This window comes from Pyxidicoccus sp. M15 (assembly GCF_056858435.1).
Genome location: NZ_CM166495.1, coordinates 12,417,224 through 12,435,105, shown reverse-complemented (window position 1 = coordinate 12,435,105; position 17,882 = coordinate 12,417,224). Strand labels below are relative to the sequence as shown.

The following is a 17,882-nucleotide window of genomic DNA, read 5'->3' as shown; positions in this document are numbered from 1 at the left end:
GCTCCAGCGCCCGTCCGTCTGCTCAGCCGGGCGCCAGCCCCGCCACGTCCGCGGGCTCCGACGCCTCCTGGGGCGGCCCGGCGCACGGCAGCTCCACGGTGAAGGAGGTACCGACGCCGAGGGTGCTCTCCACCTGGATGCTCCCGCCGAGCGCGGTGAGGATTTCGCGCACCAGGTGCAGGCCCAGTCCCAGGCCGCCATAGGCGCGCACGGACACGGCGCGCTCGAAGCGGTCGAAGATGTGCGGCAGCCGGTCCGGCGCGATGCCGATGCCGTGGTCCCTCACGCGCAGCCACGCCGTGCCGTGCTCCACGCCGGCCTCGACGAGGATGGGCTTGCCGGCGCCGAACTTGATGGCGTTGGAGAGCAGGTTGAGCAGCACCTGCCCCAGGCGCATGGCGTCCCAGCGCCCGGGGATGGGGCCCTCGACGCGCACCTCCAGCGCGCAGCCCGCCCGCTCCAGCGGCTCGCGCAGGCGCGTGGCCACGTGGTGGATGACGTCCCGCAGGTCCACCCGCTCCAGGTCCAGGTCCAGCCGGCCGGCGTGCAGGCGCGAGACGTCGAGCAGCTCCTCGATGAGCGTGGCCAGCCGCAGCGACTGGCCGTCCACCGTGCGCAGGGCGCGCGCCGCGGCCTCCGGCATGTCCCGGGGGGCGTGGCGCAAGAGCGACTGCACCATCAGCCGCAGCGACGTGAGGGGCGTGTTGAGCTCGTGCGAGGCGACGCTGAGGAACTCGTCGCGCAGCCGGATGGCGTCCTGGGAGGCGCGGTACAGGCGCGCGTTGTCGATGCAGACGGCGACGCGCCGGGCCAGCTCCTGCGCCAGGTCCAGGTCCGCCTCGCTGTAGCGGCGGCCGGCCGCGCCCGTGGCGAGGGTGATGACCCCCAGCGTCTTGCCCCGTGAGGTCAGCGGCACGTGCATGGCCGTGCGCGAGCCCAGCGCCAGGATGCCCTTCACGTACTCCGGCCCCTGCCCCGCCTCCGCCAGCACCTCGGCGGTGAGCTCGGCGCGCAGCAGGGGGCGGCCCGTCCGCAGCACGCCCATGATGGAGGCCGGCGAGTTCCAGTCGGGCGGGTACTTCTCCAGCAGCGCGCGCATGCCGGCCTCCTTCTGGGGGTCCGCATGCGCGGAGGCGGCCACCCGCACGCGCTCGCCGTCCTCGGCGACGATGAACATGCACCAGTCCGCCAGGAAGGGGACGACCATGCGGGTGGCCTTCGCCAGCGTCAGCTCCAAGTCCAGCGACTCGGCCAGCGCCAGCCCCGACTCCGCCAGGAAGCGCACGGTGGCCTCCGCCTTGCGGCGCTCCCGCACCTCCACGTTGAGCCGCTCGAAGAGCTGGCTGTTCTCCAGGGAGATGGCGAGCTGCGAGGACAGCGCTCGCAGCACGCCCACGCGCTCGGAAGGGAAGGCGTGCGTGGCCAGGTCGTTCTCCAGGTAGAGCACGCCCACCGTCCGCGCCTGCCGCTGGATGGGCACGGCCAGGGCGGACTTCACGGCGCGCTGGACGACGCGCGGGTCGTTGACGAAGCGGCCCTGGTGCGCCGCGTCCCCCAGCACGAGCGTCTCTCCCGTCAGCCACGCGTGCTCCACCAGCGTGGCGGGGACGGTGCTCGCGGAGACCAGGGGCGTGTGCTCCAGGCTGACGGGCTCCGCCACGGTGCCCAGCGCGCGGACCACCAGGGTGCCCGCCTCGTCCAGCACCAGCGCGCCCCGCGTCGCGCCCGCGGACTCCAGGCACACCGCCATCAGCTTCTCCAGCAGCCGGTCCAGCACCACCTCGCCCACCAGCGTCGCGGAGGCCTTGAGCAGGCTGCGCAAATCCAGCGCCGGGCCCTGCGGCCCCGCGTCCTCCGAAGGGGTGCCGGGGACGCTCCAGGCCCTCCCGCCCGGGGACTTCAGGTCCGGGAACTCCTCTTCCAGCAGCGCCACCTTGGCCCATGCGCCCCAGCGGGCGAACCCCTCCAGGGCGGTGCGCAGGTGGAGCGCCGCGAAGCGCCTGCGGCCCAGCGCGTGGTAGTAGCGCCCCGCCAGCTCGTTCGCCAGGGCCTCGTCCTGGAGGAAGCCCTCGGCGTGGGCCCCGTCGATGGCGGCGTCGTAGAGGGCCATCGCCTCCACGTGCCGCCCCTCGAGCCGGGCCACCTCCGCGGCCACGAGCTGGTGCTTGTGGCGGAAGTTCTCCGGGCACGCTTCCGCCCACGCGCCCAGCTGGCGCTGGTTGTCGGCGATGCGCGCCAGGGCCTCCTCCCGGCCCGTCGGCGATTCGTCACACCGGGCCACCAGCAGCAGCGACGTCACGACGTTGAACTCGGGGATGCGGTGCGAGCCCTGGACGTGCACCGCGAGGGGGCCCGCCAGCTCGGCCAGCCTCCGGGCCTCCTCGAAGTCGCCCAGCAGGTATGCGACGAGCAGGCGCAGCATGGCGTGGAAGCCGCGGTTGAGGGACGCCAGCTCCTTCCTGGCGAGGAAGGACGCCTCGTCGAAGTCGTCGTCATCGAAGCGGGCCGGCTGGCGGGTATGGCCCTGGAGGGCGCGGATGGTCTGGCGGATGAGGGTGGCACTGTCCTGCATGGGCAGCTCGCCGCACTTGCGGAAGAAGGACAGGCACGACTCGATGGAGACGAGCACCCGGGGCAGCTCGATGCCCAGGGTCAGCTCGGTGGATGCGCCGCTGATGAGCGCATAGCCCGCGAAGTGCAGGTCCCCCCCGGCGAGCCCCACCGCGAAGGCGCGGCGCACCAGGGGGAGGTTGGTGCGCAGCGGCCTCCTCCAGTAGTTGAGTTGCAGGAGCGAGATGAGCGCGCGGCACTCCTGGCGGGGGTCTCCCTGCCTCCGGCCCAATTCCGCCGCCATGGTCGCGAAGGCATGGCCGGATACCAGGTCGCCCCCGCGCAGGGTCATCATCAGCCCGTGCCCTCCGTACACCACGGGCGCCCAGGGGGAGTTGCCGTGCTCCAGCGTGAGGTTGAGGGCGCGGGTGTTGACGAGGCCGAACAGCTCCGGGTGGATGTAGAAGGCCGCGTTGTCCAGCTCCGCCAGCAGCCGCACACAGGCCAGCAGCTCCGGGTCCTCCATGCGCGGGGCGTCCAGCAGCTCCTCCACCGTGCGGCCCCGCATGTGGATGGCCACCCGGTCCAGCTCCGCCGTGAGCGCCTGGGTGTAGTCGCGCTCCGGCAGCTCCATGCCGAACAGCCGCAGCCCCTCGAGCCCCCACCGGAGCGCCTCGTCGAAGCGGGCGTTGATGGCATTGGCGAGCACGAGGAGGCAGTGCAGGTTCGCCTTCTCCAGCCGCGAGGGCGCATGCTCCAGCGCGGTGCGCATCAGCTCCCCGGCCAGGGTGACGTCCCCCGAGAAGTAGGCGCACTCCGCCGCCTCCTTGTGCAGGCGGAAGACCTGCTCCTGACGCGAGCCCCACTGCTCGCGGGGCAGCAGCTGGATGCCGCGCAGCAGGTACACCAGCGCCGCGCCGAACGCCGACGTCCCCTTGGCCTTGAGGCCCGCGCGCAGGTTGAGCTCGGCCAGCTCCATCCCGTCCACCGTCCCGCCCGGCCGCTCCAGGCCCAGGTGGAAGTGGTCCGCCGCCGCGAAGAGCCGGTCGTCGAGCAGGTCTCCGCGGATTTCCCGCAGCAGCAGGCGCCCGGCCTCGTGGTGCAGGCGCCGCCGCTCGTCCTCGGAGAGCAGGGCGTACGCCGCCTGGCGGACCCGGTCATGCGCGAAGACGTACGTCGCCTCCCGGGCCTGCACGTCGGCCGTCCCGAGCCCGTTGCCGCGCGGCAGCCTGCCGGCTTCGCGCTCCGGGACGAGCAGCCCCTCGCGCAACAGGCACCAGAGCGCCGAGGCCGCGTCGCCCTCACGGTCCTCCATCAGCGCGGACAGGAGCCACAGCTGCACCCGGTCTCCCAGGCAGGCGGAGACCGTCAGCGCGCGCTGGGCCCGCTCCGGCAGCCGGCGGATGGTGGCCATCATCAGCTCCACCACGTTCTCCGTCACCTGCACCCGCTCCAGCCGGTCCAGATCCCACCGCCACTCGCCGCGCTCCAGGTCGAAGGCCAGCAGGCCGGAGTGGTGGAGCAGCCGCATCAGCCGGGTGAGGAAGAGCGGGTTGCCGGCCGTCTTGCGCAACAGGCAGTCCGCCAGCGGGCGCGCCCGCGAGGGGGGGCAGCGGAAGGTGTCGGCGCACAGCGCGGTGACGGCGGGCAAATCCAGCGGGGCCAACTCGAGCGTCCGGAAGGGCATGGCCTTCTCCTCGCGCAGGGACGCCAGCAGCCGGGACAGCGGGTGGGCCTCGTCCACCTCGCGCGGCCGGTACGCGCCCACCACCAGCACGTGGCACGAGTCCGGGTCCATGGCCAGGTGGTGGAGGAGCTGGAGCGAGCCGGGGTCCGCCCACTGGAGGTCCTCCAGGAACAGCACGAGCACGTGCTCGGCGGACGCGAGCGCCTGGACGAAGGACTGGAAGACGAGCTGCAGCCGCGCCGCGGCCTCCACCGGCTCCAGCGCGAGGGGCGTGGGCTGGGGGCCCAGCAGCGCGTCCAGCTCCGGGATGATGTCGCTGATGACGCGGCTGTTGGGGCCCATCGCGGCGAGCAGCCGGTGCCGCCAGCCCTCGCGCACCTCCGGGGGCTGCTCCTCCAGCTGGTGCATCAGGGACTGGAAGGCCTCCACGAAGGCCGGGTAGGGCACATTGCCCTGGATGATGGCGAACTTGCCGCTCAGCACGTGGTCTCCCGGCGCGGCGCGGCGGCCCAGCTCGCGGATGAGCTCCGACTTGCCGATGCCCGCCTCGCCCGCGAGCAGGACGCCCTCGCTGCGGCCGTGGCGCACGCGCTCCAGCGCCTCGCGCAGCCGCGCCAGCTCGCGTCCCCGGCCGTACAGGCGCCGGGGGAAGGTGAGCTGCCGGGCCAGGTCCACGCGGCCCAGCTCGAACGAGCCCACGGGCCCCGAGGCCTGCCGGCGCCGCGCCTCCAGCAGGTCCGCGAGGAGCGCCTCGGCGCTCTGGTAGCGCCCCTCCGGCATCTTCGCGAGCAGCTTCAGCACCAGGTCCGAGAGGATTTTCGGGACGGCGGGGTTGGCGAAGGCGGGTGGCACGGGCGGCTTCGCCAGGTGGGCATGCACCAGCTCGGCCGGGTCCATGGACACGAAGGGCGGCAGCCCGGTGAGCAGCTCGTAGAAGGTGGCGCCCAGCGAGTAGAGGTCCGCGCGGTGGTCGATGGGCCGGTTCATCCGCCCGGTCTGCTCGGGGGCTACGTAGGGCAGGGCCCACTGCAGCTCCCCCGGCATCTCGTGGCTGGGGGGCAGGCCGGCCACGCGCGTGGCGAGGTCGAAGTCGACGACGGTGACGTGCCGGCTGCCGGCGCCCACCACCATGTTGGTGGGGTTGAGGTCGCGGTGGATGACGTGCTGCTGGTGCAGGCTGGCGATGATGCCGGCCAGCTGGAGGGCCAGCTCCAGGAAGGCGTCCATGGCCACCGGGCGGCGCCCCAGCCACTCCTGGAGGTTCTGCGGGCCGGCGTCCTCCAGGATGAGGGAGGGCACGCTCGCCGCGTCCTCTTCCAGCGTCACCGGGCGCGAGACGCCGGGCACCTCGCCATTGAGGGAGCGCAGGAGCGAGTACTCGTGGCGCAGCATGGCCATGCTGCCGGCGGCGAGCGGGCCGGACAGCACGCGCTTGACGACCAGGGGCTCGCCGTCCTGTTTGAAACCGCGCAGCACCACGTAGCGGCGCCCGCGGTGGATTTCACGCAACCCCTCGTCACCGAGCGCCTGGAGCATCGCGCGACTCTCCACCTCCATTCATTCTCCTCCTTGAGGATTTGGATGGTGGGGCGCCGGAGCACTCCCGGGAGCCGTTGCCTGGGCGCTCGCCAGCGCTGCCGCGGACGTCGTTGCCAGCGGGGCGCTGGCTTCCCACCTTCCCCTCATGACGGTGCTGCCGGAAGGACTGCGCTACCTGCCCGACTTCCTCTCGGAGGAGGAGGAGCGCGCGCTCGCGGACGCGTGTGCGGCGCTCGACTTCAAGGAGATTCATATGCACGGCGTGGTGGCCCGGCGCACGGTGGCGCACTACGGCTGGGACTACGGCTACGAGTCCTGGCGGATTTCTCCCGCGGCCCCCATTCCGCGCTTCCTCCTTCCCTTGAGGGACCGCTGTGCCAGCGTGGCGGGGGTGGAGCCCCATGCGCTCGAGGAGGTCCTCGTCTCCCGCTACCCTCCGGGCGCGAGCATCGGCTGGCACCGGGACGCGCCCATGTTCGGCCCCTGCGTCATCGGCGTGTCCCTGCTGGGCGCGGCGCGGATGCGCTTCCGGCGCAAGGTGGGCGAGGCGTACGAGACGGCCGCCCTGGAGCTGGCGCCGCGCTCCGCCTACGTGCTGGCCGGGGAGGCGCGCTCGGTGTGGCAGCACACGCTGTCCCCGGTGAAGCACCTGCGCTACTCGCTGAGCTTCCGCACCGTGCTGCCCTTGCCGGCCCGCCGTGCGGCCTCGCGGGCGGGCGGTGCGCCGCCGTCGGTGTGAAGCGCGGCCCCGTAGACCGGAAGGGGCAGGGAGCCCACCTTCTCTTCCGTGAGTGACGGAACCTCCCAGACCCAGGGTGAACGCAGGGACCGCCTGCTCCATGCGCTGGAGAGCCTGCTCGCGCTCCCGGCGGCCGAGCTGCGGCCGACGATGAACAGGGCCAGCCTGGTCATCTCGGACCTGCTCCGGGCGGACAAGGTCGACATCTTCTTCCTCGACGTGTCCACGCAGACGCTGGTGGCGGCGGGGACGAGTGACACGCCCATGGGGCGCAAGCAGAAGGCGCTCGGGTTGGACCGGCTGCCGCTGGCCAACGGGGGCCGCGCCGTGCAGGCGTACGAGTCCGAGCAGCCCTTCCTGAACAACCGCGCGGACGAGGACCCGGAGGAGCTGCCCGGCATCAAGCACCGGTTGGGGATAAAGTCCTCGCTGATGGTGCCGCTGCCCATCGGCGGCGAGACGCGGGGCGTGCTGGGCGTGTCCTCGGCGGAGCCGGACTTCTTCGTCCCGGACGACATGCGCTTCCTGGTGGCGGTGGCCCGCTGGGTGGGGACGGTGGCGCACCGGGTGGAGCTGGTGCAGGAGCTGACGAAGCTGGCCACGCGGAGCGCGCGGCGCGCGGCGGCCGAGGAGCTCGTCACGGTGCTCGCCCATGACATGGCCAACCACCTCATGCCGCTGCGCGCGCGCATCGAGCTCATCCAGCGGCGCGCCACGCGCGACCACGCCGCGGACTACCAGCGGGACGCGGACGGCGCGCTCGCCTCGCTCAAGGCGCTCTCGCGGCTCGTCTCGGACCTGCTGGACGTCAGCCGCCTGGACCAGGGCCTCTTCACCCTGCGCCCGGGGCCGGTGGACGTGGTGGCCCTGGCGAAAGAGGTGGCCGCCGCCATGCGCGGCCCCGGGCGCGTGGTGGAGTACCGGGGGCCGGACGAGCTGGTCGTCGTCGCCGACGCGGACCGCCTGCGGCAGGTGCTGGAGAACCTCACCGCGAACGCGCTGAAGCACTCGCCCGCGGGCCTGCCCGTGGGCCTGGACGTCCAGTGGCAGGTGCGCCCCGAGGGCCGTCAGGCGCGCATCGCCGTCACCGACCAGGGCCCGGGCATTGCCCCCGACATGCTCGACACCCTCTTCGAGCGCTTCGCGCGAGGCCCCGGCTCCACCGGGCTGGGCCTGGGCCTGTACCTGGCGCGGCAGGTGGCCCTCGCCCACGGCGGCACCCTGGAGGTGACGTCGAAGCCGGGCGACGGGACGCGCTTCGAGCTCACCCTGCCCGAGGCCCCGAGCCCCGCCACCTGAGGCCCGCCCGGCGGCGCGCGGAGGGCTAGCCCACGCGCCGCAGGCTCGCCAGGTCCTCGGGCCGCAGGGCCCAGCGCGGCGGAGGCGGCGGCGTGGAGAGCGTGCCCGTCTGCACCGCCGGGAAGCCCTCCACCCGCGCGCCGTCCTGGAAGCTGGAGAGCGGCTTCACCAGGCTGCCCGCGCCCACGAGGCAGCCTCTGCCCAGGCGGCTGCCGTCGCAGAGGATGACGCCCGGCTCCACCACGGTGCCCGCGCCCACGTGGCAGCCGTGCACCGTGCAGCCCGGGCCGATGATGACGCCGTCCTCCAGCACCAGTCCGCTGTCCTGTGGCAGGTGCAACACGGTGTTGGCGAGCACCTGCACGCCCGCGCCCAGGCGCACGGGCCCCTCGGAGTCGCCGACAATCTTCACCCCGGGACCGATGATGCAGCCGGGGCCGATGACGACGTCGCCGGACACCTCGGCGGTGGAGAAGAGGGTGGCCGTCGGGTGGACGAGCGGGTGCTTGTCCCGAAACGTGTAGAGCTGTCCCATGGGGGCATCCTCGGCGCGGTCTCTCGCGGAAAAGGAGGTGAGGGGCTGACCGGGCAGTGAGAGGTTGCCGCCGCGCAGCCGGCGCAGGCGCTCCAGGTCCTCGGCGGTGGCGCGGCGGAGGAGCTGGCCGGGGCGGCCCTCCACCACCGACTCGTCCGGCACCACCATGCCGGAGGGGATGACGGTGCCCTCGGCCACGAGGCAGCGCGCGCCCACCCGGGCGAAGGGCATGAGGATGGAGCCGCTGCCCACCTCGGACAGGGCTCCCACCTCCGCGCCCAGCACGACGCACCGGTGGCCCAGCACCGCCCGCTCGCCCACGAGGACGGGGTGCTCGGACGTGCCGGTGACGCTGGCGTTCTCCAGCACGGCCGCGCCCGCCCCCAGCCGCACAGCACCCCCCTGGGAGCGGATGACCGCGCCCTGGGCGATGACGGCGCCAGGGCCCAGGTGGAGCGTCCCCAGGACCCGGGCGCTGCTGGCCAGACTGAAATGCGCGGCCCCCCCGGTGGGCGCCCCGGTCGGACTCACGGGTGGCAGGCTGATTCCCATTGTGCGGGCACCCTACACCCGGCCCTCCGACTTAAGGACGGCCCCGCGGCGCAGGTAGGTTGTCGACCCTCCGACGCTTGGGCGGGCGGCATCGTCTCCAGGTCCCATTCCACCGTTCGGTGGTCCGGAAATCGGGCGGTGGGCCATCGTGGTTTCCCCTCGGGAAGGGGGCGGGCAGCGGCCGGGGCCCACTCCGGGTCCGGGTCACACGCGCCGGGTCAGGTGACGGCGTCGGTTCCGTCCCTGGACGCGGTCGCACCTTCCTGACACAAGGGCGGCACGGAGGCATGCAATGTCGTCGGAATCATCTCCCGCCGGTGCGGACTCATCACCGGTGGTCGAGGCCGGAGGACTGCCCGAGGCGGCGTCCCCCGGGCTGTGGACGTCCTTGAAGGAGGCGGTCCACGGGACGCGGCAGGACCTCACGCGGCTGCCCATCCGGCGGGCCATCTTCCTGCTCTCCGTGCCCATGGTGCTGGAGATGGTGATGGAGTCCGTCTTCGCCGTGGTGGACGTGTTCTTCGTCGGCCGCCTGGGGGCGGACGCGGTGGCGACGGTGGGGCTGACGGAGTCGCTGCTCACCATCATCTACGCGGCGGCCATGGGGCTGAGCATCGGCGCCACGGCCCTGGTGTCCCGGCGCATCGGCGAGGGAGACCCGGAGCGGGCCGCGCGCACCGCGGTGCAGGCCATTGGCCTGGGCCTGGCGCTCTCGGCCCCCATCTCGGTGGCGGGCGTCGTCTTCGCGCGGCCGCTGATGGCGCTGATGGGCGGCTCGCCGTGGGTGCTGGAGCATGGCGTGCGCTACACGCAGGTGATGCTGGGCGGCATGGGCAGCGTGCTGCTGCTCTTCCTCATCAACGCCATCTTCCGCGGCGCCGGGGACGCGGCCATCTCCATGCGCGTGTTGTGGCTGGCCAATGCCATCAACATCGTCCTCGCCCCCATGCTCATCTTCGGCGTGGGCCCCTTCCCGGAGCTGGGCGTCATGGGCGCGGCGGTGGCCACGACGTTCGGCCGCAGCTGCGGCGTGGTGTACCAGCTCTACCGGCTGGTGCGCGGCGACGGGCGGCTGAAGCTGCGGCGCGAGCACCTGAAGCTGGAGCCGGGGACGATGCTGTCCATGCTGAAGCTGTCCGGCGCGGGCACCGCGCAGGCGCTGGTGAACACCACCAGCTGGGTGGTGCTGGCGCGCATCGTCGCGACGTTCGGCAGCGCGGCGGTGGCGGGCTACACCATCGCCCTGCGCATCGTCCTCTTCGCGCTCCTGCCCTCGTGGGGCTTGAGCAACGCGGCCACCACGCTGGTGGGGCAGAGCCTGGGCGCGCGCAGGCCGGAGCGGGGGGAGCAGGCGGTGTGGACGGCGGCCCGCATCAACGCCATCTTCCTGGGCACGGTGGGGGTGGTGTTCTTCGTCACCGCCGAGCCGCTGGTGGCGGCCTTCTCCCGCGAGCCGGAGGTCATCTCCCACGCGGCCCACGCGCTGCGCATCGTCAGCAGCGGCTTCCTCTTCTATGCGTTCGGCATGGTGCTGTCGCAGGCCTTCAACGGCGCGGGCGACACCACCACGCCCACCGTCCTCAACATCTGCTGCTTCTGGCTGCTGGAGGTGCCCCTGGCCTGGGTGCTCGCCGGGCCGGTGGGGATGGGGCCCTCGGGTGTCTTCCTGTCCATCGCCGTCGCCTTCTCCGTGCTGGCGGTGGCGGCGGTCATCCTCTTCCGGCGCGGCACCTGGAAGCATCGCGAGGTCTAGCGTCCCATGTCCCTCCGGCTCCTCCTGCCGAGCATCCTGGCGTGCGGGCTCGTCCTGGCCGCGTGTGGTTCCACCGTGGAGCTGCCGGGCGACGCCGAGGCGTGCGCCGGCATCCGGTGCACCGCGGGTGAGTGCATCTCCAACGGCGGTCAGCCCCTGTGCCGCTGCGACGCGTGGGCGTCCACCGCCGGGGTGGCCTGCGAGGTCGGCGCCTTCGAGACGCCGGACGACCACGGGGGCTCGCCCGCGGACGCCACCGTGCTGACGCTGCCCATGGCCCCGCGGACGGCGGAGCTCCAGAAGGGCCTGCGCCCGGAGCTGAGGGACAAGGACCTCTTCGCCTTCACCGCGCAGGCGGACCACGCGTACGCCTTCCGCTGCGGGAAGGTGACGCTGGACGACTGTACGCCGCGCCTGCTGGACGCGGAGGGCCGCCAGGCCCCGCTCGTCGTGAGCCGGTTGCTGGAGGACGGCAGGGCCCTGTGGGTGGGCGTGGCCCGGACGAAGACGGCGGGCACCTGGTACGTGGAGGTGGGCAATGACACGTTCGAGGGGACGTACACGTACCAGCTGCTGGACCTGGGCGAGGATGACCATGGCGACAGCCGCGGGGACGCCACGCGGCTCCAGGCCCTCCGCGAGCCCATCTCCTTCCCGGTGACGCACAGCACGCCGGAGGACCGGGACGTGTTCACCTTCCGCGCCGTCGCGGGCCAGGGCTACCGCTTCAGCTGCGAGCAGACGACCACCATCTACCAGGAGCTGCGGCTGACGACGGCGGGCGGGCGGGTGCTGGAGGTCCTCCCGCAGTTCGCGGTGGGCAGGGCCGCCGTGGGAGCCATGGCGACGCAGACGGAGGACTGGGTCGTGGAGCTGCGCGTCTCGTCCGGCACGTTCCCGGTGACGTCCTCCTGCCGGCTCGACGACCTGGGCCCCGACGAGCACGCGGACGGACCGCAGGGCGCCACGCCGGTGATGCCGGGCTTCCCGGTGTCCGTCACCTTCCAGTCGAAGGCCGACACGGACGTGCTCTCCTTCACCGGTGTGCCCGGCCACGTCTTCGTGCTGCGGTCGGGAGGGTCCGAGGCGTGCGGGGCGCGAGTGATGGACTCCGCGGGAGTGCAGCTGGCCCAGGGGACCTCCGGCGCGCTGGGCTTCGAGCCGGATGTGGAGGGGACGTACTACCTCGTCCTGACGCGGGGCTCCGCCTGGCTGCCTTCCTGCTTCTTCACGTTGGTGGACCTGGGGCCGGACGACCACGGCGACACGCCGGAGACCGCCACCTTCATCGGACAGGCGGCCGTCGCCACCGGCCGGTTCGAGTCGCCGCTGGACACGGACGCCATCGCCTTCTCCTCCGAGGTGGGGGGCATCTACCGCGTCGACTGCGAGCCCGCGTGCGACGTGGCCCTGGTAACGGAGGGCCACTTCCCGAACGGCTTCGCCCAGCTGGGGCCCGGACGGTACCTCGTCCACTCGTCATGGATGGAGCGCCGCACGCTCCTGCTCCGCTCCATGCCCGGCGTCGAGAGCTTCACCCTGCGGCTGGCGAAGGTGGCCACCGACGACCACGGCGACAATGCCCTCAACGCGACACCGCTGACCCTGCCGGTCACCGTGTCCGGAATCCTCCAGACAGTCGTGGACGAGGACGTCTTCGCGGTGCAGTTGGTGGCGCGGCGCCGGTACCGGTTGTTCATGACGGTGAGCGGGCTTCCGGTACAGGTGACCGACCCGAACGGCTCCCTGATGGGGTTCTTCGGTGATGGTTTCACCGCGAATGGCTCCGGCACGTACCTCATCCTGGTCCACGGGGGCGCGGGCCTGACGCAGCAACCGTGGCGCTTCACGCTGACCGAGCAGTGAGCGCGGGCCATCACTCCGGACGCCACTGCCCTCCGGCCGACGGGCGGCGTGTGCGCTGGGGAACATGCGCCGGCGCCGCGCGGGGGCGGTGCGTTGGCGGGGCGGTGCGCCGTTCATAGCTCCAGTGCGCGCCGTCGACCCGAGGTCCGCACTTGCTTCGCTTTTCGCTCCGAGGGGGAGCCGCTCCCCTGGTCATCACCGTGCTGCTCGCGCTCGCCGGCTGTGGCCCCACATTCGAGACGACGGCGGACGACGAGGTCGCCTGCGCGGGCGTGCGGTGCACGGCGGGCACGTGCTTCTCCAACGCGGGCCAGCCCAGTTGCCGCTGCGGCCCCTGGGAGGACTCCGCCGGGCTGCTGTGCCAGGTCGCCGCCTTCGTGACGCCGGACGACCACGCGGGCTCGCCCGAGGAGGCCACCCCGCTGGACGAGGGCCGTCCGCAGGAGGGCCGCATCAGCGCCAGCACGCGCGGCCAGTCGGACCGGGACCTCTTCTCCTTCACCGCGAAGCCCGGCCACACCTACTTCTTCTACTGCGGCGCGCAGTCGGACTCGCTGCCCCGCTGCCAGCCGCGGCTGCTGGACGGCTCCGGCCGGCAGGTGAGCAGCTTCCTCCTCGATGCCCGGCGGAGCTCGTGGATTTTCACGGGGCTGGAGGAGGGCACCTGGTTCGTCGAGGTGTCCGGCGACGGCGGCGCGACGGGGACGTACACGTACCAGTTCGTGGACATGGGGCTGGATGACTTTGGCGACCAGCCGTCGGGGGCCTCGGGGAGGGACCCGTCCGACGCGCCCTTCAAGGTGACGAGCACCTTCCTGGGGGACGCGGACGTCGTGCGCTTCCAGGCCGTGGCGGGGCATGCCTACCGCTTCAGCTGCACGCTGCCGACGCTGGACTCCGGCGTGGTGCTGCGGCTGCTGGATGGCTCGGGCCGGGTGGTGGATTCCGCCGAGGGGCTCGGGGTGCGCAACCAGCCCCGGCTGGACATGAAGGCCACCACGTCCGGGACGTGGTTCATGCAGGTGAGCCCGACGCTGGGCGAGCCGCCGCTGACCTTCGACTGCAAGCTGACGGACCTGGGGCTGGATGACCATGGGGACACGTCGGCCACCGCCACGCGGCTGACCGTTGGCGTGCCGCTCTCCGTGCGGATGCACTCGAGCAAGGACGTGGATGAGCTGGTCTTCACGGCCGTGGCGGGCCACGCCTATGCGCTGCGGCAGCAGCCCGTGCTCCCCCTGGACATCCAGCTCTTCGAAAGCGGTGGGAAGCGGCTGGGGCCGGTTGCCGCCAACACCTGGCTGCCCATTCCCACCGGCGGGGCGGGCGCGTATCACCTCCGGCTCACGCCCTCCCGCAGCGGCCTGACGGACGAGCCCTTCCAGCTCGTGCTGGAGGACCTGGGCCCGGATGACCACCCCACCTACGTCGCGGAGGCGGCTCGCTCTCCGCTGGGGGTGCCCATCCCGGTGCGCGCCCACTCCAGCTCGGACTTCGACGCCCTCGCCTTCGAGACCGACCGGGACGGCGTCTACGTGGTGAGCTGCGAGCCCGAGTGCCGGATGAGCATCAACGCCTACGGCTCGCGGAGCGGCTCGGAGACGGAGCGCGTGAGCTCCAAGCACGTCAACGTCAATGGCGTCCCGTCGCTCAGCCTCACCGTGCTGTCGGCCTCGTTCATGGAAGCCCGCACGCTGAAGGTGGAGCGGGTGGGCACCGATGACTTCACGGGCCTCACGAGCCAGGCCGCCCCGCTGGCGCTGCCCGCGTCGGGCAACTTCGAGGCGGAGAACGACCTGGATGTCTTCACCGTCACGCTGGAGGCGGGCCGGACGTACCGGGTCGACACGTCACCGTCCGCGCTCGTGTCCTTCGCGCTGCCCGGGGACGTGTCGCGTGCGCCGGTGGAGGGCCGGCTCACCGTGTGGCAGTCGGGCACGTACGTGGTGACGCTCTTGCTGGCGCACGGCGGCTACCCGGGGGCCTGGAGCCTGTCGCTGACGCCGGAGTGAGGTGGCTTGACTCGGGTGTGCCAGTAGGAGGCGAATGCGTCCCATGCGACGCTCGCTCCTGCTGGCCTCCCTGGTCCTGTCCTCTGTCGCTTCCGCGGCGGAGGCTCCTCCGAAGTCCTACGTCCTCAAGGCCGCGCGCCTGTTCGACGCGAAGGCGGGGAAGCTCGTCACGCCGGGCGTGGTGGTGGTGCAGGACGGGAAGGTGACGGCGGTGGGAGCGGGCGCGGCCGTCCCCGCAGGCGCGCGCGTGGTGGAGTTGGGTGACGCCACGCTGCTGCCGGGCTTCATGGACGCGCACACGCACCTGACGGGCGAGCCGGGCGCGGACTGGCGCCAGGACGTCATCGACGACCTGCAGCGCACCATCCCCGAGCAGACGCTGGAGTCGCTGCCGAAGGTGCGCGCGACGCTGATGGCGGGCTTCACCACGGTGCGCAACCTGGGGGCGCCGGACTTCATCGACGTGGGGCTGCGCAACTCCATCCGCCGGGGCACGGTGGTGGGGCCGCGCATCATCACCGCCACGGTGGGGCTGGGCAGCACGGGTGGGCACTGCGACGGGGGCAACTCCTTCCGCAAGGGCGTGCTCGCGGAGGAGTCCACGCGCGGCGTGGCGAACGGCCCGGAGGCGCTGCGCGCCATGGTGCGGGAGAACCTCAAGTTCGGCGCGGACCTCATCAAGGTGTGCGCCACGGGCGGGGTGCTGAGCCTGAACTCGGACGTGGACTCGCCGCAGCTCACCCAGGCGGAGCTGGACGCCATCGTCGACGAGGCGCACGCACGCAAGCGCAAGGTGGCCGCGCACGCGCACGGCGCGGAAGGGGTGAAGCGGGCCGTCCGCGCGGGCGTGGACTCCATCGAGCACGGCTCGCTGCTGGATGACGAGGCGCTGGAGTTGATGAAGAAGAAGGGCACCTGGTACGTGCCCACGGCCATGGCCTTCCAGGGCGTGCGCGAGCGTGCGGACAAGGGGATGCTGCCGGAGGAGAACATCCGCAAGGTGCGCGCGGTGGACGAGGCGCGGAAGCAGGCGCTGCGCAAGGCGATTGCGAAGGGCGTGCGGATTGCCTTCGGCACGGACGCGGGCGTCTTCGCGCACGGACGCAACGCGGGCGAGTTCGCGCTGATGGTGGAGGCGGGCATGCCGCCCGTGGAGGCGCTGCGCACGGCCACCGTCCACGCGGCGGAGCTGCTGGGCGTGTCCGCGACGCTGGGCACGCTGGAGCCGGGGAAGCTGGCGGACGTGGTGGCGGTGCCGGGCAACCCGCTCCAGGACATCCGCAAGACGGAGGGCGTCTTCTTCGTGATGAAGGAAGGTGTCGTCTACCGGCACGACACGGAGTCGCAGGCGTCGAGCGCGGCACGGTGAGCGTGGGAGGCCGAGGCCCGAGCCGCGGAGCGGGTGGCACCCGGCGCCGCACGGTGGGCGCGGGCGCTGCCTACGGCAGGCAGATTTCGAAGCCGGTGCGCCCGGGCGGGAAGGTGTCGCGCGGGCGCGAGGCGGGGGTGACGGCGTAGAGGTGGAAGTCGAGCCGGCGCTGGAGGAAGCCCTTGAGCGCCGGGGCCAGCGCGTCGTCCTCGCCCTGGTAGAGGGTGAAGAAGTGGAAGCCCTGGCCGTGGAAGTCCGCGTACACGCGGTCCAGCAGGGCGCGGAAGATGGCGGGGTCCTCGCCGCGCACGCTCGTGTTGCAGAGGTAGAAGTAGCGGAAGTCGCTGCCCGGCGCGGGCAGGCGCGGCGCCCGGACGACGGACGCCATGGCATTCCACCCGAGCTGCACCCAGCGCATGCCGCCCCGGTACGCGTGGACGCGGTAGCGCTTCACGGCCTCGGGGTTCCACGCGGAGGTGCAGCCCACCAGCCGCCCACCCGCGTCGAAGGCGAGGTACGTGTCCTCCACGCGCAGCCCCGGCCAGCGGGCGAAGCGGTGCTCCAATTCGCCGGTGTCGAAGCGGTAGCCGAAGGGGCGCGCGCGGTGGTCCGCGTCGAGGAGCGCGGCCATGGCGGGCACGTCCGCGGGCGTGGCGCGGCGCACGGTGAAGGCGCTGGGGCGGGGCCGGCGGCGGAGGAGGAACTGGATGGAGACGGCGGAGAAGCGGCGGAGCAGGGCGTAGTGGGGCTGGGCCTCGCGGCCGGGCTTGCGGCGCACCAGGGCCTGGAGGGCGGTGGCGTTGGAGGCCATGACGGCGGTGAGGAAGGTGTCCACGCCCAGGCGCTCGGCGGTCTCCTCCAGCACGGGGCCGAAGTGGCGGGCGAGGCCGCGGGCCCGGCGCGCGGCGAAGCGGGTGCGCAGGTCTCCGAGGTAGCCCACGCGGCACGGGCGGCCGTCCAGCCAGCCGTCGCGCACGTGGATGGCGCCCATGCCGTCGAGCCGGTGTGCCTCTTCGCCCTGGTGGACCCAGACCTCGGCGTCCCCGCGCTGCATGTCGAAGAGGGCGAAGTAGTCCGGGGAGCGCTGGGTGGAGAGGACGAGCTCGCCCTGCATCGGCACCGCGCCGAACAGGTCGAGCAGCGTCGGGTTGTCGTCACGGGTGGCGCGTCGGAGGAGGCTCATGCGGCGGCGGTGAGCCTACCCGGTGCGGGCCGCGCGTTGGCGCCGGGCACGGCGCCGTGCTCACATCCGGGCCTGTTCGCCGGAAGGAAGGGCCATGCGGGAGCTGTTGCTGCGCCTCAACCGTCGCTTCGCCGGCCGCCTGGCCACCACGGTGGTCGTCCTCTTGGGCACCTTCCAGTGCTACTGGTGGCTCAACGCGCACCTGCCGCCGCGCTTCGACCTGTCGCTGCCGGTGGACGCGGCCATTCCCTTCCTCCCGTGGACGTACGCCGTCTACACGTCCTTCTTCGTCTTCCCGCTCGTGGCGGCGTGGGCGCTGGACGCGGAGGAGTACGTGCGCATGCTGGGCGCGGTGCTGGCGGTGAATGCGCTGTGCTACCTGGGCTTCTTCCTCTTCACGTCGCACTTCCCGCGCCCGCCGGTGGAGTCGATTGCGTCCCCGTACTGGCGCGAGCAGTTCCGGGTGATGTGGTCGCAGGACTTGCCGGGCAACACGTTCCCGAGCCTCCATGTCGCCGTCACCGTGCTCGGAGCGCTGCGGCTGCGGCACCGGCGCGCGGGGGGACTGTGGCTCGTGTGGGCCGCGCTCATCTCCGTGTCCACGCTCACCGTGAAGCAGCACTTCGTGGTGGATGTGCTGGGCGGCGTGGCGGTGGCGCTCGCGGCGCATGCGGTGTTCTTCCGGCGGTGGAGAGGCGTGGAGGCGGGGCGCGGTGCCGTGACGCCTGTCATTGCGGGAAGGGCTTCGGAGGAGGTGCGCACGTGAGCCATGTCACCGCGCGGCGCCGTAACGCCCAG

General features: G+C 72.7%; 10 protein-coding genes. 7 read left to right on the top strand and 3 right to left on the bottom strand.

What is annotated here, in order from left to right:
* Positions 1-22: 22 nt before the first annotated feature.
* Entirely contained in the window at positions 23-5,794 is a 5,772-nt protein-coding gene (locus tag ACX9TP_RS46375; RefSeq protein ID WP_482977144.1) for an AAA family ATPase, read from the bottom strand.
* Between the two features lie 127 nt (positions 5,795-5,921).
* Between ACX9TP_RS46375 and ACX9TP_RS46370 the strand changes: the two genes are divergently transcribed.
* Positions 5,922-6,515, top strand: a complete 594-nt coding sequence (locus tag ACX9TP_RS46370; protein WP_482977143.1) for an alpha-ketoglutarate-dependent dioxygenase AlkB — start codon at positions 5,922-5,924, stop codon at positions 6,513-6,515.
* Between the two features lie 48 nt (positions 6,516-6,563).
* The gene (locus tag ACX9TP_RS46365) at positions 6,564-7,814 is read left to right on the top strand and encodes a GAF domain-containing sensor histidine kinase (protein ID WP_482977142.1); all 1,251 of its coding nucleotides are present in this window, start codon (positions 6,564-6,566) and stop codon (positions 7,812-7,814) included.
* 25 nt (positions 7,815-7,839) lie between these two features.
* Here the strand turns inward: ACX9TP_RS46365 and ACX9TP_RS46360 are convergent, their stop codons facing one another.
* A complete protein-coding gene (locus ACX9TP_RS46360; RefSeq protein WP_482977141.1) occupies positions 7,840-8,880 on the bottom strand; it encodes a gamma carbonic anhydrase family protein in 1,041 nt (346 codons plus the stop codon).
* Positions 8,881-9,193: 313 nt separating this feature from the next.
* Between ACX9TP_RS46360 and ACX9TP_RS46355 the strand changes: the two genes are divergently transcribed.
* From ACX9TP_RS46355 to ACX9TP_RS46340, 4 genes are all read left to right on the top strand, one after another.
* Positions 9,194-10,654 carry an MATE family efflux transporter gene (locus ACX9TP_RS46355; RefSeq protein WP_482977140.1) on the top strand — a complete coding sequence of 487 codons (1,461 nt, stop codon included), beginning with the start codon at positions 9,194-9,196 and terminating at the stop codon, positions 10,652-10,654.
* Positions 10,655-10,660: 6 nt separating this feature from the next.
* Positions 10,661-12,520, top strand: a complete 1,860-nt coding sequence (locus tag ACX9TP_RS46350; protein ID WP_482977139.1) for a hypothetical protein — start codon at positions 10,661-10,663, stop codon at positions 12,518-12,520.
* 152 nt (positions 12,521-12,672) lie between these two features.
* Complete coding sequence (locus ACX9TP_RS46345) at positions 12,673-14,532, top strand: hypothetical protein (RefSeq protein WP_482977138.1); 1,860 nt, start codon at positions 12,673-12,675, stop codon at positions 14,530-14,532.
* Between the two features lie 43 nt (positions 14,533-14,575).
* Positions 14,576-15,901: a metal-dependent hydrolase family protein gene (locus ACX9TP_RS46340; RefSeq protein WP_482977137.1), complete on the top strand. Its 1,326-nt coding sequence runs from the start codon at positions 14,576-14,578 to the stop codon at positions 15,899-15,901.
* Between the two features lie 70 nt (positions 15,902-15,971).
* On the opposite strand, the gene ACX9TP_RS46335 is transcribed toward ACX9TP_RS46340, so the two are convergent.
* Positions 15,972-17,084 carry a GNAT family N-acetyltransferase gene (locus ACX9TP_RS46335; protein ID WP_482977136.1) on the bottom strand — a complete coding sequence of 371 codons (1,113 nt, stop codon included), beginning with the start codon at positions 17,082-17,084 and terminating at the stop codon, positions 15,972-15,974.
* Positions 17,085-17,178: 94 nt separating this feature from the next.
* On the opposite strand from ACX9TP_RS46335, the gene ACX9TP_RS46330 reads away from it, so the two are divergent.
* The gene (locus ACX9TP_RS46330) at positions 17,179-17,850 is read left to right on the top strand and encodes a phosphatase PAP2 family protein (RefSeq protein ID WP_482977135.1); all 672 of its coding nucleotides are present in this window, start codon (positions 17,179-17,181) and stop codon (positions 17,848-17,850) included.
* Positions 17,851-17,882 lie beyond the last annotated feature (32 nt).

Coding starts and splice junctions, on each gene's coding strand:
- ACX9TP_RS46375 (WP_482977144.1), bottom strand. CDS start 5,794: ATGGAGGTGGAGAGTCGCGCGATGCTCCAGGCGCTCGGTGACGAGGGG.
- ACX9TP_RS46335 (WP_482977136.1), bottom strand. CDS start 17,084: ATGAGCCTCCTCCGACGCGCCACCCGTGACGACAACCCGACGCTGCTC.
- ACX9TP_RS46350 (WP_482977139.1), top strand. CDS start 10,661: ATGTCCCTCCGGCTCCTCCTGCCGAGCATCCTGGCGTGCGGGCTCGTC.
- ACX9TP_RS46340 (WP_482977137.1), top strand. CDS start 14,576: ATGCGACGCTCGCTCCTGCTGGCCTCCCTGGTCCTGTCCTCTGTCGCT.
- ACX9TP_RS46355 (WP_482977140.1), top strand. CDS start 9,194: ATGTCGTCGGAATCATCTCCCGCCGGTGCGGACTCATCACCGGTGGTC.
- ACX9TP_RS46330 (WP_482977135.1), top strand. CDS start 17,179: ATGCGGGAGCTGTTGCTGCGCCTCAACCGTCGCTTCGCCGGCCGCCTG.
- ACX9TP_RS46370 (WP_482977143.1), top strand. CDS start 5,922: ATGACGGTGCTGCCGGAAGGACTGCGCTACCTGCCCGACTTCCTCTCG.